Annotated in this window: 11 protein-coding genes and 1 pseudogene; 5 read left to right on the top strand and 7 right to left on the bottom strand. The window is 49.5% G+C overall.

Going from position 1 to position 15,756, the window contains the following annotated elements:
• Positions 1–23: 23 nt before the first annotated feature.
• Positions 24–1,364 (top strand): DUF1329 domain-containing protein, encoded by a 1,341-nt coding sequence (locus XMM312_RS01040; protein WP_173488555.1) that lies wholly within the window; start codon positions 24–26, stop codon positions 1,362–1,364.
• Here XMM312_RS01040 and XMM312_RS01035 read toward each other — a convergent pair.
• The 3 genes from XMM312_RS01035 to XMM312_RS01025 all read right to left on the bottom strand — a co-directional run bounded on the left by XMM312_RS01035 (position 1,272) and on the right by XMM312_RS01025 (position 3,205).
• The gene (locus XMM312_RS01035; protein WP_173488554.1) at positions 1,272–1,667 is read right to left on the bottom strand and encodes a hypothetical protein; all 396 of its coding nucleotides are present in this window, start codon (positions 1,665–1,667) and stop codon (positions 1,272–1,274) included. The genes XMM312_RS01040 and XMM312_RS01035 overlap by 93 nt on opposite strands.
• 153 nt (positions 1,668–1,820) lie before the next feature.
• The gene (locus XMM312_RS01030; RefSeq protein ID WP_173480466.1) at positions 1,821–2,582 is read right to left on the bottom strand and encodes an alpha/beta fold hydrolase; all 762 of its coding nucleotides are present in this window, start codon (positions 2,580–2,582) and stop codon (positions 1,821–1,823) included.
• Positions 2,579–3,205, bottom strand: coding sequence for a TetR/AcrR family transcriptional regulator (locus XMM312_RS01025; protein ID WP_173483346.1), 627 nt, complete (start codon positions 3,203–3,205; stop codon positions 2,579–2,581). The genes XMM312_RS01030 and XMM312_RS01025 overlap by 4 nt, the downstream gene beginning before the upstream one ends.
• A gap of 98 nt (positions 3,206–3,303) precedes the next feature.
• Here XMM312_RS01025 and XMM312_RS01020 point away from each other — a divergent pair, with 98 nt between their 5' ends.
• The 4 genes from XMM312_RS01020 to XMM312_RS01005 all read left to right on the top strand — a co-directional run bounded on the left by XMM312_RS01020 (position 3,304) and on the right by XMM312_RS01005 (position 9,923).
• Entirely contained in the window at positions 3,304–4,152 is an 849-nt protein-coding gene (locus tag XMM312_RS01020) for a crotonase/enoyl-CoA hydratase family protein (protein WP_173488553.1), read from the top strand.
• A 27-nt stretch (positions 4,153–4,179) separates the two neighbouring features.
• A complete protein-coding gene (locus XMM312_RS01015; RefSeq protein WP_173488552.1) occupies positions 4,180–6,204 on the top strand; it encodes an NADPH-dependent 2,4-dienoyl-CoA reductase in 2,025 nt (674 codons plus the stop codon).
• A 249-nt stretch (positions 6,205–6,453) separates the two neighbouring features.
• Positions 6,454–7,560 carry a YCF48-related protein gene (locus XMM312_RS01010; RefSeq protein WP_173488551.1) on the top strand — a complete coding sequence of 369 codons (1,107 nt, stop codon included), beginning with the start codon at positions 6,454–6,456 and terminating at the stop codon, positions 7,558–7,560.
• Complete coding sequence (locus XMM312_RS01005; protein WP_173488550.1) at positions 7,557–9,923, top strand: RND family transporter; 2,367 nt, start codon at positions 7,557–7,559, stop codon at positions 9,921–9,923. Before XMM312_RS01010 ends, XMM312_RS01005 begins: the two co-directional genes overlap by 4 nt.
• A gap of 131 nt (positions 9,924–10,054) precedes the next feature.
• Here XMM312_RS01005 and XMM312_RS01000 read toward each other — a convergent pair.
• From XMM312_RS01000 to XMM312_RS00985, 4 genes and pseudogenes are all read right to left on the bottom strand, one after another.
• A pseudogene (locus XMM312_RS01000) lies at positions 10,055–11,156 on the bottom strand (IS3 family transposase).
• Positions 11,157–11,405: 249 nt separating this feature from the next.
• Positions 11,406–12,581, bottom strand: coding sequence for an acetyl-CoA C-acyltransferase FadA (gene fadA, locus XMM312_RS00995; protein ID WP_173488549.1), 1,176 nt, complete (start codon positions 12,579–12,581; stop codon positions 11,406–11,408).
• 13 nt (positions 12,582–12,594) lie between these two features.
• Positions 12,595–14,757, bottom strand: coding sequence for a fatty acid oxidation complex subunit alpha FadB (gene fadB / locus XMM312_RS00990; RefSeq protein ID WP_173488548.1), 2,163 nt, complete (start codon positions 14,755–14,757; stop codon positions 12,595–12,597).
• Between the two features lie 69 nt (positions 14,758–14,826).
• Complete coding sequence (locus XMM312_RS00985) at positions 14,827–15,756, bottom strand: electron transfer flavoprotein subunit alpha/FixB family protein (RefSeq protein ID WP_173488547.1); 930 nt, start codon at positions 15,754–15,756, stop codon at positions 14,827–14,829.

Below are 15,756 nucleotides of genomic sequence, written 5' to 3'. Positions count from 1 at the left end.
GCAGACAGATGGAGATATCATCAATGTATAACACTAAAAAATTACTGCTGAGCACTGCATTATTACTAAGTTCCAGCTCACTTTTAGCGGCTACCACCGCTGAACAAGCAGCTGAGCTGGGTGCTTCACTCACGCCGATAGGTGCAGAAAAAGCAGGTAATACGGCAGGTACGATTCCAGCCTGGAACGGTGGATTGGCTGGCAGCTCTGATCGCTACAACAATCCGTTTGCAGACGAACAACCGCTGTTTACGATTACCGCTGCCAATGCAGAACAATATAAAGATAAGCTGACTCCGGGACAGCTGGCGATGCTGAATAAATACCCTACCTTCAGCATCCCGGTGTACCCAACTCACCGAACTGCGGCGATGCCTCAGGAAGTGTATGACGCGGCTAAAGCCAATGCGACAACGGCACAGCTCACTGATGGTGGTAATGGCCTTCAGGGGTTTAACACTGCCATTCCATTCCCTGTCCCGAACGATGGTTTGGAAGTAATCTGGAATCATATGACCCGCTATCGTGGTGGCGCTTTGGAACGTACCTTTGTGCAGGTTCCGGTTCAGGCCAACGGCAGCTTCACACCGGTTAAAATCAACGAGAAGATGTCCTGGCCAACTCACCTCAAAGGCGGCACAAACCCGGACAAAGATGCGAACATCCTGTTCTACTTTGTACAGCAGGTAAAAGCCCCTGCCCGTCTGACCGGTAACGTACTCTTGGTTCATGAAACCATGAATCAGGTTACACAACCACGACAGGCATGGACCTACAATGCAGGTCAGCGCAGAGTGCGTCGGGCTCCTCAGATCGCCTATGATGCACCGGGTACTGCCAGCGATGGTCAGCGTACAACAGACAATCTGGACCTGTTTAACGGCGCACCAGATCGTTACAACTGGAATCTGGTTGGCAAACAGGAGCTGTATATCCCATACAACAGCTTCAAGCTTGCAGACCGGGGTCTGAAGTACGAAGACATTCTCAAACCAGGACACCTGAATTCAGAACTCACACGTTATGAATTACACCGTGTCTGGAAAGTCGAGGCGACATTGAAAGAAGGCGAACGCCACATTTACGCAAAACGCACCTTCTATATCGATGAAGACAGCTGGCAGATCGCAGTTGTGGATCATTACGATGGCCGTGGCGAGCTATGGCGCGTAGGTGAAGCGCATCAGTTCCAGTATCGTGATGCCAACGTACCCTGGTTAACTGCGGAAGCTTTATATGATCTGCAGTCTGGTCGATATCTGGTAGGTAGTTTAACCAACGAAGAGGGGGAAGGCTTCGACTTCACCCAGCGCTTTGAACATAAAGATTTTACTCCACAGGCGATCCGTCGACTGGGTAAATAACAAGTTATCTCCAGCAAGGTAACAACAAAAAGCCCTCTCATATGGAGGGCTTTCCATTTGAATTCTGAAGTGTATTAGCTGTAACAGCAGTCTTTGCTGACTTCTTTGCTCACTTGGGTTAAAACTCAATCCTGTTCCAGTGGTTTTTACCATATCCTCTTTCAGGGCTTGTATACATTCCTTGCATTGAGGCATTTCACGACCATAACGTTCCCAGTCGAGTTCTTTTTTTGCCATCGCATCTTGCATGACTTCCTCTAAACACTGGTTACATTCAACCGGGATATCCACACTCGCTTTCATCAACCCACTCCTACTGACGTGATCTAATAATAGTAGACGCTGTGTCAGAAATTTCTTTAGGAGTTTTTCCTAATTAGAACCACTCTCTACCAAAGTCCAAATGGCTGATAGCTGATGACTGATAAACAGGTGACTGGAGAATCGAGGGCAGGCTTATTTTGAAAGCGCTGAATTAATAAGTTCAGCTGTGATTTCCGGGGATTCAAGAGGGAAAAGGTGGCCGCCATCAACAGCAACCAGATTCATTTCAGGAAAGTTGCGTTGCCACCAGCGTTTATCATGACGGTTAAACAAATGACTCTTACGACCGTAGATGACAGTACCGCGTACACGCTTAAGGCACCGGGGTACATCCAGTAAGACATTGCGAAAAACATCCGCTTCGATATCTGCTGAGATGCTCAGCTCAACACCCTGCTCGTTTTCGGTTAAACCGTGTTTGATATAGTCAGCAAAACATGCAGGATGAAAATCTTTGAACAGGCTTTTACCTGCAAAATAAGCTTCCGCTTCTTCACGACTGGCAAACTGAGCCCGCCTTTTAGCGGCTCTTCCGGCAGGAGTAATCCGATCCATAAGGCCCAGGGCCTTACACAGTTTCAAGGCATAACGTTTGCGTTTACTGAATACCACCGGATCGAGCAGGATAACCTGTCTAAAAAGTTCAGGTTTTAACGCAGCGGCTATCAGGGTGACAACAGCTCCGGCTGAATGACCAACCCCAATTACGGGCTTATTATGCTGCTGTTCGATCTCAGCAATCAGTTCCTCCGCGTAATTACGCAGACTGCCATTCAGTGGGTAATCCCCGTGCCCCATCTTTTCAACGCAGCTGACTTCATGCTCAGGTAATAAGCTGAACAAGTGGCCATAGCAACTGCCGGGGAATCCGTTAGCATGGCTGAACTGAATCACTTTTCTGCCTCTGCCGGGTAATTCTGATTAATCAGTAACTGCACCGATGTACGGGCAATATCCTGCAGATCTTCACGATTTACATAGATACCGTCATTAAACAACCTACACAAACCATGAATAGAAGCCCAGGCAGACTGAGCGATCCTCAATGCAGGTAAAGAAGGTTCAAAAACGCCCTCGGCTTGCAGCTCTTCAACCCAGTTCAGCAAAACGCGAAAACTGTTTCGGGACACTTCCTGCAATGTCTGCGTAGGTTCTCCGGTTTTCCAGATATCGCGGCCATACATCAGGTCATAAGTTTCGCGTTGCTCATCAGCAAAGCGGATGTAGGTAATCACATAGCGCTCAAACTGCTCTACAGGATTCAGCTCTTTAGCGTTTTCGTTCAAGGCTTCAATCAATTGATCCTGAAGATGGAAGCCCTGTTCTGCTATTGCGCAAAGCAGTTCATTTTTGTCTTTGAAGTGATGATAAGGCGCAGTGCGAGACACGCCTGCCTTGTCCGCAAGTTTGCGGATAGAGAGGCTTTCAACGCCCCCTTCAGCAATCAGATCCGTGGCTGCCTGCAACAAGGTAATCCGGAGATCACCGTGGTGATATGGTTTTTTTCTACTGTTCATGAACGCAATCTATCAACCAATCTTGACAGTGTCAAAATAGATCACTATCTTGACACCGTCTAGTTTAATAACAAAAACCTAAACAGGATTGTTTTCAGATGAGCTATAGCTGTTTTGACCTCACCGTTGAGAACCACATTGCCCGGCTAGAATTTAAACGCCCCGAAGCCTGCAACTCCATGAACAGGGACTTCTGGATAGAGTTTCCGGAAGCCATCAGAGCGCTGGATATTGAGGGAGACACCCGGGTACTGGTCATCAGTTCTCAGGGCAAACATTTCTGTTCCGGAATGGATCTGGAGGTTTTTACTCAGCCGGACCAAAGCCTGTTCAATGGTGAAGCCGGTCGCAGAGCAGAATCTGTGCGCCGTCTGGTTATGCAACTGCAAGAATGTTTTATGGTGTTGGAAACCGCACGCTTTCCGGTTATCTCCGCGATTCAGGGTGGCTGCATAGGCGGCGCTCTGGATCTGGTGTGTGCCACTGATATGCGTTACTGCACTGAGGATGCCTATTTCACCGTAAAAGAGACGGCGCTGGGCATGAATGCAGACCTGGGGACCCTGCAACGTTTACCAGGCCTTATACCGTCTGGGCTCGCCCGAGAACTCGCGTATACCGCACGTAAAATGCATGCTCAGGAAGCTCAAACATCCGGACTGGTAAATCAGACCTTCCCGGATCAGGCATCGATGCTGGATGCAGTAATGGGCATTGCCCAACAGATTGCTGCCCACTCCCCTCTGGCAATCACTGGCACCAAGCAGATGATCAACTATGCTCGGGATCACAGCCTGCATGACAGCCTCAGTTACATGGCTACCTGGCAGTCCGGCATGTTTCAACCTAATGACATGATGCAAAGCTTCAGCGCGAAGGTTTCTGGAAAAGCCGCTGTATTTGAACCATTACGCAAAATAACCCAGCCACTTCAAGCTGCCGACTAAAACAATAACGATAAAGAGATACTAAGAATGACGACAACAGCCTACCCTAATCTTTTACAGCCCCTGGATCTGGGTTTCACCACTCTGAAAAACCGTGTCCTGATGGGTTCTATGCATCTGGGTCTTGAAGAAGCCCCTAATGGATTTGAACGTATGGCTGAGTTCTACGCAGAACGTGCCCGTGGCGGTGTAGCTCTGATCGTAACCGGAGGCATAGGTCCAAACAAGGAAGGTGCTGTGCATGGTCATGCTGCGCAAATGGCTTCATCAGAAGATGTAAAAAACCACCGCATCGTGACGGATCGGATACATCAGGAAGGTGGCAAGATCTGTATGCAGATACTGCATACGGGCCGCTATGCCTACAACCCACAGCCAGTTGCACCCTCTGCAATTCAGGCACCAATCAACCCATTCCCACCCAAAGAGCTTTCGGTAGACGATATTGAGCAACAGATCAGAGATTTTGTGAACTGTGCATCCCTTGCAAAAGAAGCGGGATATGACGGTGTCGAAATCATGGGTTCAGAGGGCTATCTGATTAACCAGTTTATTGCCGCACGCACCAACCAGCGTGATGATGACTGGGGGGGTGAATATGACCAGCGTATCCGCTTTGCTCTGGAAACCGTTCGAAGGGTACGTGAAGCTGTAGAAACCGACTTTATCATCATCTACCGCCTGTCCATGCTAGATCTCGTTGAGGGCGGCAGTAGTTACGAAGAAATAATTCAACTTGGACTGGCGATTGAGAAAGCCGGTGCCACCATCATCAATACCGGCATCGGCTGGCATGAAGCCCGCATCCCTACTATTGCCACAAAGGTTCCTCGCGCTGCGTTCACCTGGGTGACAGCCAAGGTGCGTAAGGCACTTAATGTTCCGGTCATCACCTCAAACCGAATCAATATGCCCGATGTAGCCGAAGAGGTCCTGGCCCGTGGTGATGCGGATATGGTCTCTATGGCCCGTCCTTTTCTGGCAGACCCGGAATTCGTGAAAAAAGCGGCCGAAAACAGAGCCGATGAGATCAACACCTGCATCGGTTGCAATCAGGCTTGTCTGGATCATGTGTTCGTGGGCAAGCTGACGAGCTGCCTGGTTAACCCCCGTGCCTGTCATGAAACAGAACTGGTCATTACCCCAGCCACCGATATTAAGAACATTGCTGTAGTCGGTGCAGGACCAGCCGGTTTAGCATTTTCCACCACCGCCGCTCAACGCGGCCACAATGTCACTCTGTTTGATGCAGCATCCGAGATCGGTGGCCAGTTCAATATTGCCAAGCGCATACCGGGTAAAGAAGAGTTCTATGAAACCCTGCGTTATTTCGGCAAGCAAATTGAGCTCACGGGAGTAAACCTTCATCTCAACACTAAAGTAACTGCAGAAACACTTCAGGAAGGCAGATTCGATCAGGTTGTACTTGCCACAGGCATCAGCCCTCGAACCCCGGATATTGAGGGTGTTAACCACCCGAAAGTGCTCAGCTATCTGGATGTTATGAAGGGTGCTGAAGTTGGTCAGAAAGTCGCGATCATCGGCGCAGGCGGTATTGGTTTTGATATCTCAGAAGTGTTAATCCATCAGGGTGAATCCACCAGCCAGAACATCTCCGCCTTTATGCAGGAATGGGGTGTGGACATGAGCATGAACGCCCGTGGTGGTGTTGAGAACATGAAACCCGCCTTTGAACCGGCTGCGCGTGAGGTATTCCTGCTGCAACGTAAGAAAAGCAAGGTAGGCAGCGGTCTGGGTAAAACCACTGGCTGGATACACCGTACCGATCTTGCCAAGAAAGGTGTGACAATGCTTAACAAATGTGAGTACCAGAAGATCGATGATCAGGGCTTACACCTGCTGGTCGATGGCGAACCGCAGTTACTGGAAGTTGATAATGTCATTATCTGTGCTGGTCAGGAGCCGAAACGTGATCTGGCTGACCAGATTAAAGATGTGCCGGTCCATCTGATCGGCGGTGCTGATGTGGCGGCGGAGCTGGATGCCAAACGTGCGATTCATCAGGGCACGCAGTTGGCTGCAACAATTTAAACACCCACTCCACCTATAAAGGGCAGCGGTTTTGAACAACCCTGCCCTTTTTTATGACCGTAAACGCCACCTTTTTCCCTATCAATTTTCACAGTAATTCAAGCACCTAAGCAGGGTTTGAAAAATAATGTCATAAAAACTGGTGACTTTTGTTATTGGCGATTCTATACCTAATAAAGCATGATGCAGGTAACCTTTCAGAATCATCAGGAAGGGCCACCAAATATAAAAATAATTACTGGTTATCAGATGCTCAAAAGAATTACTGGCAGTTCGTTACTGATACTCTGCTCACTATTTACACCTCTATCTCCATCTTCGGCCTCAGAACAACTGACGTCAGACCGTCTGTCTACTTCAGCCCTCACCCGCGAAGGTGCTGAAAAGTCACTGCTGTTATCCGTCGCTAATACAGGTAAAAGACTGGTTGCTGCCGGAGAGCAAGGCGTCATCGTTTACTCGGATGATCAGGGCAAGAAGTGGCATCAGGCATCAGTACCTGCCAGCGCACTGCTGACCAGTATTAAATTCACGGATACTCAGACTGGCTGGGCGATTGGTCACGATGGTCTAGTGCTTAAAACCACCGATAGTGGCTCCAGTTGGAAATCCGTTCTTAGCGGTAACGACATTAACCAGTTACGAATCACGGCTCTTGAAAATCTGCTCGGTTCCATGACAACCGATGACTTCACACCCGAACAGATTGAAGATACCGAATATGCCTTGGATGATGCTGTCATCGCACAGGAAGAAGGACCAACTTCACCCCTGCTGGATATGCTGTTTCTGAATTCCAGCCACGGTTTCCTGATCGGTGCCTACGGTACGATGCTCGAAACCAGAGATGCGGGACAAAGCTGGCAGTTTATAGGGCATGAGCTACCAAACCCGGAAGGTTTCCACCTTAACCGCATCTATCAGCTTAAATCAGGCCGTCTGCTCATTCTCGGTGAAGCCGGACTTCTGCTCGCCAGTGATGATAATGGTGAAAGTTGGCTCAACCTTGATTCTCCTTACGATGGTTCCTTCTTCTCAGCAGCAGAATCGGATTCTTTGTACATCATGGGTTTACGTGGGAACACTTTCCGTTTTGATGATCAAAACCAGAACTGGCAAAGTGTTGAGCTGCCGGTCGCAGCCACCATCAACGATGCCATTGTGGTGGATGACCAGATTATTATGGTCGGTCAGGGCGGCACGCTGTTGCGCCAGAAAGGCACTGGATTTGAGCCTCTGGGTAAACGTCAGCTGCGAACATTTACGTCCCTGACACAGGTGGCTGATTCACTGGTGATTACCGGTGAAACCGGCATTGTGCACCTATCGCTTATTGGTAAGGAGGCTGCACAATGAACAAGCTATCCGCTCTGCTTTTGTGGCCTATCCAGACCAGTGAACGCCTGGCCGAATACTTTCTCTATACACATCGCAAACTGGTACTGGGCCTGTTCCTGATTGCTACTGTGATTCTGGGCTGGCAAGCAAGCCAGATCCGCCCGGATGCCAGCTTTATCAAGATGATCCCATCCTCGCATCCCTATGTTGAGAACTATATCAACTACCGCGATGACCTTGCCGGATTAGGCAACAGTATCCGTGTGGTGGTGGCTGCAAAAGATGGGGATATCTTCACAGCAGAATTTCAGGAAACGTTGAAAAACGTTACCGATGATCTGTTTTTCATTCCCGGTGTCGACCGCTCCGCCCTGAAATCTATCTGGACCCCTAACGTCCGCTGGACCGAGGTTACCGAAGAAGGTTTTGTCGGCGGCCCGGTTATTCCCGCCAAATACGACGGTTCCGAGCAAAGTCTGGAACAGGTACGGACTAACATTCTGCGTTCCGGTCAGGTAGGTATTCTGGTTGCTAACGATTTCCGCTCTGCGATGGTTCAGGTGCCGCTGTTTGATAAGCACCCGGATACCGGTGAACGCCTTAACTACCAGAGCTTTTCGGAACAGGTTGAAGAGCTGATTCGTGATAAATACAGCTCAGACGCCGTCGATATTCACATCACCGGGTTTGCCAAAATCGTCGGTGATCTGATTGATGGTGCGACTGAAGTGGCTCTGTTCTTTGCCGTGGCTATTCTGATTACCCTGGCCCTGCTCTATCTCTACTCCGGCAGTGTTATGGGTACGATTGTGCCACTAATCTGTTCCCTTGCTGCGGTTATCTGGCAGCTGGGGCTGCTCAAAATGCTCGGCTATGGCATCGACCCCTACTCCATGCTTGTGCCGTTTCTAGTCTTTGCCATTGCAGTCAGCCACGGTGTGCAGATTGTAAATACAATCACTCTGGAATCCGCAACCAATGGCGCCGATAAGATTCAGGCATCGCGCCATGCATTTAAAACCATCTATATTCCCGGACTCACAGCCCTGATCTCAGACGGTATTGGGTTTATTACACTGATGGTGATTCAGATTCAGGTGATTCAGGATCTGGCAGTCGCAGCATCGGTTGGTGTTGCAGTAATCGTACTGACCAATCTGATGCTACTGCCACTGCTGATGAGCTATGTAGGTGTGGGTAAAAATGCGATCGCCCGGGCAAAATGCAATATTGCAAAAGAGAACTCTCACTGGCGCATGTTCTCTGTATTCGCCACACCTAAAGGTGCCACCATGGCGATTACCGTTGCCCTGTTTATGCTGGTTGGCGGTTTATACTTCAGTCAAGATCTGAAGATCGGTGATCTGGATAAAGGCGCACCAGAACTACGGCTGGACTCCCGTTACAATCTGGATAACGCCTTTATCACCGACAACTACTCCACTTCCAGCGATGTCTTTGTAGTGATGGTCGCAACTGAAGAGGAACAGTGCAGCAGTTTCCAGACCCTGTCACTGGTTGACCGCTTCCAGTTCTACCTGCAAGGCATTGAAGGGGTGCAATCCAGCATATCCTTAACTGATGTCTCTGAGCGGGTAACTGCGGGCCTTAACGAATGGAACCTGAAATGGCGCTCTGTCAGCCGCAACCAGTTCGTAATCAACGCCTCTCTGGCTTACGTTCCGGCAGGTCTGATGAACAGTAGCTGCTCTCTACTGCCAGTCATCGTTTTCCTGGATGATCACAAAGCCGAGACCCTGAAAACCATCACCGCTGCCGTAGAAGACTTTACCAACAACCATCAGGTTGAAGGTATCGAGTTCCTGATGGCCGCGGGTAAAGCGGGTTTCGAAGCCGCAACTAATGAAGTGATTGAAGACGCCCAGTACGAAATGCTGATCTGGGTATATTCCGTCGTCAGTATTCTCTGCCTGCTGACCTTCCGATCCATCAGCACAGTGATCTGCATCATCGCGCCGCTGGCACTGACATCCGTTCTTTGTCAGGCATTGATGGCCCAACTGGGTATTGGCGTTAAAGTCGCTACCCTGCCTGTAATTGCTCTGGGTGTAGGTATTGGGGTCGACTACGGTATCTATATCTATTCGAAGATGAAAACCTATCTGGAACAAGGCCATAGCCTCGCTGCAGCTTATCTGGAAACCCTGCAGAGCACCGGTAAATCAGTTGCCTTCACCGGCCTAACGTTAGGTATTGGTGTGGTCCTATGGGTACTATCACCCATCAAATTCCAAGCGGATATGGGTATCCTGCTGACCTTTATGTTTATTTGGAACATGCTGGGTGCGCTGATTCTGTTACCGGCGATTGCCTGCCTGCTTAATCCTTACGGTAAGACGAGCAACAAAGTAGAGCCCTAGAATATTTAGAGTTTAAAGGTGTGCAGGCTGGTGAAAAGAGCAAAATCAAACACGATAGAGTTTGGATAGAAAACCAAACTCCAAATGATTTTGCTCTCCCCTTTATATAAATTTGAATCGCCACTAGTTCTTTAGACACTCAGCAGCCGTTTTTCATATCGGTTTTCATACTCTTTCGGTGATAGCTGATCATTAAAACCATGACATCGTTTGCTGTTGTAAAACAGCTCTATGTATTCAAAGATATCACTGCGTGGATCTTCTCTGGTTGCATAAACCTTGCCGCGGATTCTTTCTGATTCAGTAGTTGGAAAAAGCTCTCAGCAACGGCATTGTCGTGGCAGTTATCTCGTCGGCTCATACTGCCTTTTAGGCCATGTATCTCTAAAAAGGATTGCCAATCATAGCTTGTGTACTGACTTCCCTGACCAGAATGAACGACTACCTCTGACTGAGGATTACGTCGCCATACAGCCATGAGCAACGCATCTAGCACCAGTTGCTTTGTGATACAGGATTGCATTGACCATCCAATCACCCTTCTTGAGAGCAGGTCAACGACAACACCCAAATACAGCCACCTCTCATGGGTTTTGATATAGGTGATATCTGTTACCCAAGCTTTATTAGGGGCAGCGACACTGAATTGCTGCTGTAGTCGGTTCGGAGTAACAATATGAACCTTCAACCCAGCTAACCGCATGAGCCGATAAACTCTATTGGGGCCACAGGTTTCACCATACTCGCGCAGATCACTATGGATCTTCCGATAGCCATACAAACCACCTGACTCCAGCCAGTACTGCTTGATCAATCCAGTGAGCCGTTGATCTGCTGCATAGCGCCTGGAAGAAGGCTGCTTACGCCATGCGTAATACCCACTAGGATGCACATCCAGTAATGAATAGAGCTGGCGTACGGGCCAATCCTTATGATGATCACGGATAAAGGTTTACCTCAATCGGACTGGTTGGCGAAGTACACCGCTTTTTTTAATATATCTCGCTCTTCAGTGACTCGCTTCAGTTCTTTCTTGAGGCGGCGTATCTCTAACTGCTCATCTGACTTCGCTTTATACTCGGCTGAATCGGGGCCGTACTTCTTGACCCAGGCATAAAGGCTGTGGGTTGTAACATCGAGCCGATTAGCCACATCTGCAATGCTGTAGCCTCGGTCAGTGACCTGTTTAACCGCTTCGATTTTGAACTCTTCGGGATAACGTTTGTTGCTCATAAGCACCTCTTTAAAAGCCATTTTCTATGGCTGAGAGGTGTCTAGCAAACTAGTGGCGATGAACTGGGATAATGTAGAGCGCCATTAGCCTTCCTCTTGGATACTGTGGGTAATCCTTACATGAGTGTGAGTTGGTTAAAATTGCTTTCTGATTCTATCGCCTGATTTTAGTCAATATTAAATGAAAAGCCCCGCAAATGCGGGGCAAATAGCGAAAAGCGAGTGTTGCAAGAAAGAGTTAGGGCTGGGTTAAACACGCTCTATGATGGTGGAAATACCCTGGCCCATACCAATACACATGGTCGCCAGACCTAATGTGCCATCGTTCTGTTCCAGTACGTTCATCAGCGTGTTGGTGATACGGGAACCGGAGCAGCCCAGAGGGTGACCCAGTGCAATTGCACCACCTTTGAGGTTTACTTTGTCTTCCATCTTATCGAGCAATTTCAGACCTTTTAGGACAGAGAGGCCTTGTGCTGCAAACGCTTCGTTGAGCTCGACATAGTCGATATCTTCGATGGAGAGACCCGCACGTTTCAGTGCTTTCTGAGTGGCCGGTACCGGGCCGTAACCCATAATGGATGGGTCACAACCAGCAACTGCCATACTCACAATGCGCGCACGTGGTGTCAGGCCCAACTCTTCAGCTTTAGCCGCCGACATCACCAGCAGCGCCGATGCGCCATCAGAGAATGCAGAAGACGTACCCGCAGTTACTGTACCTACTTTAGGTACGAACACTGGCTTCAGAGCACCCAGGGTTTCAACGGTAGTCTCAGGACGGATGACTTCATCTGCTTCCAGAAGAGATTTAAAACCGTTTTCATCATGACCTTCTACAGGGATGATCTCGCTATCCCACAGACCTTTTAGGTGCGCTTCGTGAGCCAGGCGGTGAGAACGAGCACCAAACTCATCCTGCATCTGACGGCTGATGCCGTTCATCTTGCCCAGCATTTCCGCAGTTACCCCCATCATCATTGCAGCTTTCGCTACCTGCTTAGACATTTCCGGATTGATATCCACACCGTGCATGATGGATACGTGACCCATATGCTCCACACCACCAGCGATGAAGATATCACCGTTGCCAGTCATGATCGCCTGTGCTGCTGCATGCAACGCTGCCATGGAAGAACCACACAATCGGTTGATGGTCTGCGCTGCTACCGTGTGAGGAATGCCTGCCAGAACAGCAGCGTTACGGCCAATGTTGAAGCCCTGTTCTTTAGTCTGGTTTACACAACCCCACATGATATCTTCGATATCACCGCCTTTAACTGCTGGATTACGATCCAGCAGACCTTTCATTACTGCGGCTGACAGTGCTTCGGCACGAACATTTCGGAACGAACCGTTTTTCGATTTACCCATTGGGGTACGAACACCGTCAACGATTACTACGTCATTTGGTTTCAAGTTCATCTGTCTTTACCCCTTAATCCTGTGCACTTTCAGAAAAGTATTTTTCGCCAGCAGCTGCCATCTGCTTCATTTTCTCTGTTGGCTGGTACAGCGGACCCAGAGATTCATATTTAGCAGCCATTGCAACGAAGTTATCCAGACCGATCTGATCCAGATAGTGCAGAGCACCACCACGGAATGGAGGGAAGCCGATACCGTAGATCAGACCCATATCGGCTTCAGCGGGGCTGGCAACGATACCATCTTCAAGACAACGAACCGTTTCGATACACAGTGGAATCATCATGCGTTCGATAATCTCTTCATCGCTGAATTCGCGTGTATCTGCAGCAATACCTTCCAGCAGTGCAGGCACTTCTTCATCAACGATCTTCTTAGGCTTACCTTTACGATCCAGCTCGTACTGGTAGAAACCTTTGTTGTTCTTCTGGCCGAAACGCTCCAGTTTGAACATACGGTCGATCACGTTTTCGCCTTCATGGCTCATGCGATCTGGATAACCTACCGCCATCACCGCATCGGCGTGGTGTGCGGTATCGATGCCAACAACGTCGAGCAAATACGCTGGGCCCATTGGCCAGCCGTACCCTTCCATCACTTTGTCGATCTGCCTGAAGTCTGCGCCATCTTCCATCAGGGCCGTAAAGCCACCGAAATACGGGAACAGAATTCGGTTAACCAGGAAGCCTGGGCAGTCATTCACAACAATTGGGGTTTTACCCATCGCTTTTGCATAAGCGACGGTACGCGCAACGGCTGCTTCCGAAGATTTCTCACCGCGGATAACCTCAACCAGCGGCATCTGATGCACGGGGTTAAAGAAGTGCATACCGCAGAAGTTTTCAGGTTTTTTCAGAGCCGTAGCCAGCTCTGTAATCGAGATCGTTGATGTGTTGGAGGTCAGGATCGCGCCTTCCTGTAGCTGTTCTTCAACTTCTGCGAGAACCGCTTTTTTAACCTTAGGATGTTCAACTACCGCTTCAACCACCAGATCAACGTTACCGAAATCACCGTAGTTCAGTGTTGGGGTGATCTTGTTCAGTACGCCTGCCATTTTCATGGCATCCATACGACCGCGGGATACACGTTTGTTCAGCAGTTTAGTGGCTTCATCCAGACCCAGTTGCAGGGCACCCTCGTTAATATCCTTCATCAGGATTGGCGTGCCTTTAACCGCGGATTGATACGCAACACCGCCGCCCATAATACCGGCACCCAGTACGGCAGCCTTGGCAACAGGTTCTGCTTGTTTCTCAAAGCTTTTGCTGACTTTTTTCACATACTGATCTTTAAGGAACAGGCCCACCAGTGATGCGCAGACATCTGTTTTAGCCACTTTGACGAAATTTTTCGCTTCCACTTCGTTGGCTTTTTCACGTGGCAGGTTGGCATGCTTCTGAACCGTTTTCAGAGCTGCCATAGGTGCTGGATAGTGAGGACCCGCCTTACCACCGATGACACCTTTAGCGGATTCAAACGCCATCATCTGCTCAACCTGATTCAGTTTGATCGGGCTCTTCTTCTCATCACGACGGGCCTGATAATCAAACTTGCCGGAAATACAGCCTTTCAACAGATCCAGCGCGGCTTCACGTACCTGTGCTGTGGTCACTACCGCATCAACCGCGCCATCTTTAAGCGCTGCATCGGCACGTTTTTCGACACCTGCGCAGATCCACTCATTCGCGTTATCAACACCGATCAGACGAGGCAGACGAATGGTGCCGCCCCAACCGGGGAAGATACCCAGTTTTACTTCAGGCAGGCCCACTTTGGCCTGATCACCCAGTACTCTGTAATCTGTCGCCAGGGCGACCTCAAACCCACCACCGAGGCAAAGTCCGTTAATTGCTGTAACGGTGGGGGCTTTTAGGTCTTCGATCTGATTTAACAGACCGTGGGTCTCCATTAAACCGGCAATCAGTACATCGTCTTCCTGTGTGAAGAAGCCCATGAACTCGGTGATATCGGCACCGACAATAAAACTCTCTTTGGCGCTGGTAAAAATAACGCCCTGCAGGTCATCAATCGCCTGCAATACAGCCACGGCTTCATGCAGTTCTGCAGTGGTGGTACGGTCAAGTTTGTTAACGGCATCATCTTTGCGGTCAAAAACCACTTCGTAGATTCCGTTTTCGACCGGCTGAACCTGAATCGATTTTCCTTCGAAAAGCATCTAAGTTGCTCCGTCTAATTTTTATTTTTGCCCCCGTTTTCACGAGGCACTTTGGAATTCATTGAGGGCTTACAACTTGCCCTCTAACTCGGGTACTGCCTCAAAGAGGTCTGCCACCAGACCATAATCTGCCACCTGGAAGATTGGGGCTTCTTCATCATTGTTGATCGCAACAATGATTTTGGAGTCCTTCATGCCTGCCAGATGCTGAATGGCACCGGATATACCCACCGCGATGTACAGATCCGGTGCAACCATCTTGCCGGTCTGGCCTACCTGCATATCGTTAGGGACAAAACCTGCATCAACTGCGGCTCGGGATGCACCCACTGCAGCGCCGAGTTTGTCTGCCACTTTGTAAAGCAGGTCAAAGTTCTCGCCGTTGCCCATACCGCGACCACCGGATACCACTACGGATGCTGCAGTCAGTTCCGGACGGTCACTTTCCGCCAGTTCTTCACCGACAAAGCTGGAAATACCCGCATCACAGGATTCGCCTACAGTGGAGATTTCAGCTGAGCCGCCGCTGTTTTCAATCGCATCAAAAGCGGTACCGCGCACGGTAATGACTTTGACAGCATCAGCCGACTGCACAGTGGCAATTGCGTTACCTGCATAGATTGGACGTTTGAACGTATCATCCGCCTCTACAGAGATGATGTCTGAGATCTGGTTTACATCCAGCAGCGCAGCAACCCGTGGCAGGAAGTTCTTACCGGTTGTGGTCGCAGACGCGAGAATGTGGCTGTAATCCGCAGCAATGCTCAGAACCAGTTTGCTGACATTTTCTGCCAGCTGATGTTCATATGCCGGGCTATCCGCAGTGAGTACTTTACTTACTGCTGGGATCTGCGCCGCAGCCTCAGCCACACTACCGCAACCGCTACCCGCCACCAGCAGGTGAACATCCCCACCAATCGCCTGAGCAGCCGCCAGTGTGTTTAAGGTAACCGGTTTAAGTTCTTTGTTATCGTGTTCAGCTATTACCAACGTAGTCAT

This window comes from Marinobacterium sp. xm-m-312 (assembly GCF_013283295.1).
Taxonomy (GTDB): domain Bacteria; phylum Pseudomonadota; class Gammaproteobacteria; order Pseudomonadales; family Balneatricaceae; genus Marinobacterium_E.
Note: the sequence above shows the minus strand (reverse complement) of the source record. Positions and strands in the feature narration are given on the sequence as shown.

Excerpts from the sequence above, each read along its gene's own strand:
- XMM312_RS01040 (WP_173488555.1), top strand. The coding sequence starts at position 24 with ATGTATAACACTAAAAAATTACTGCTGAGCACTGCATTATTACTAAGT.
- XMM312_RS01035 (WP_173488554.1), bottom strand. The coding sequence starts at position 1,667 with ATGAAAGCGAGTGTGGATATCCCGGTTGAATGTAACCAGTGTTTAGAG.
- XMM312_RS01025 (WP_173483346.1), bottom strand. The coding sequence starts at position 3,205 with ATGAACAGTAGAAAAAAACCATATCACCACGGTGATCTCCGGATTACC.
- XMM312_RS01020 (WP_173488553.1), top strand. The coding sequence starts at position 3,304 with ATGAGCTATAGCTGTTTTGACCTCACCGTTGAGAACCACATTGCCCGG.
- XMM312_RS01015 (WP_173488552.1), top strand. The coding sequence starts at position 4,180 with ATGACGACAACAGCCTACCCTAATCTTTTACAGCCCCTGGATCTGGGT.
- XMM312_RS01010 (WP_173488551.1), top strand. The coding sequence starts at position 6,454 with ATGCTCAAAAGAATTACTGGCAGTTCGTTACTGATACTCTGCTCACTA.
- XMM312_RS01005 (WP_173488550.1), top strand. The coding sequence starts at position 7,557 with ATGAACAAGCTATCCGCTCTGCTTTTGTGGCCTATCCAGACCAGTGAA.
- fadA (WP_173488549.1), bottom strand. The coding sequence starts at position 12,581 with ATGAACTTGAAACCAAATGACGTAGTAATCGTTGACGGTGTTCGTACC.
- fadB (WP_173488548.1), bottom strand. The coding sequence starts at position 14,757 with ATGCTTTTCGAAGGAAAATCGATTCAGGTTCAGCCGGTCGAAAACGGA.
- XMM312_RS00985 (WP_173488547.1), bottom strand. The coding sequence starts at position 15,756 with ATGACTACGTTGGTAATAGCTGAACACGATAACAAAGAACTTAAACCG.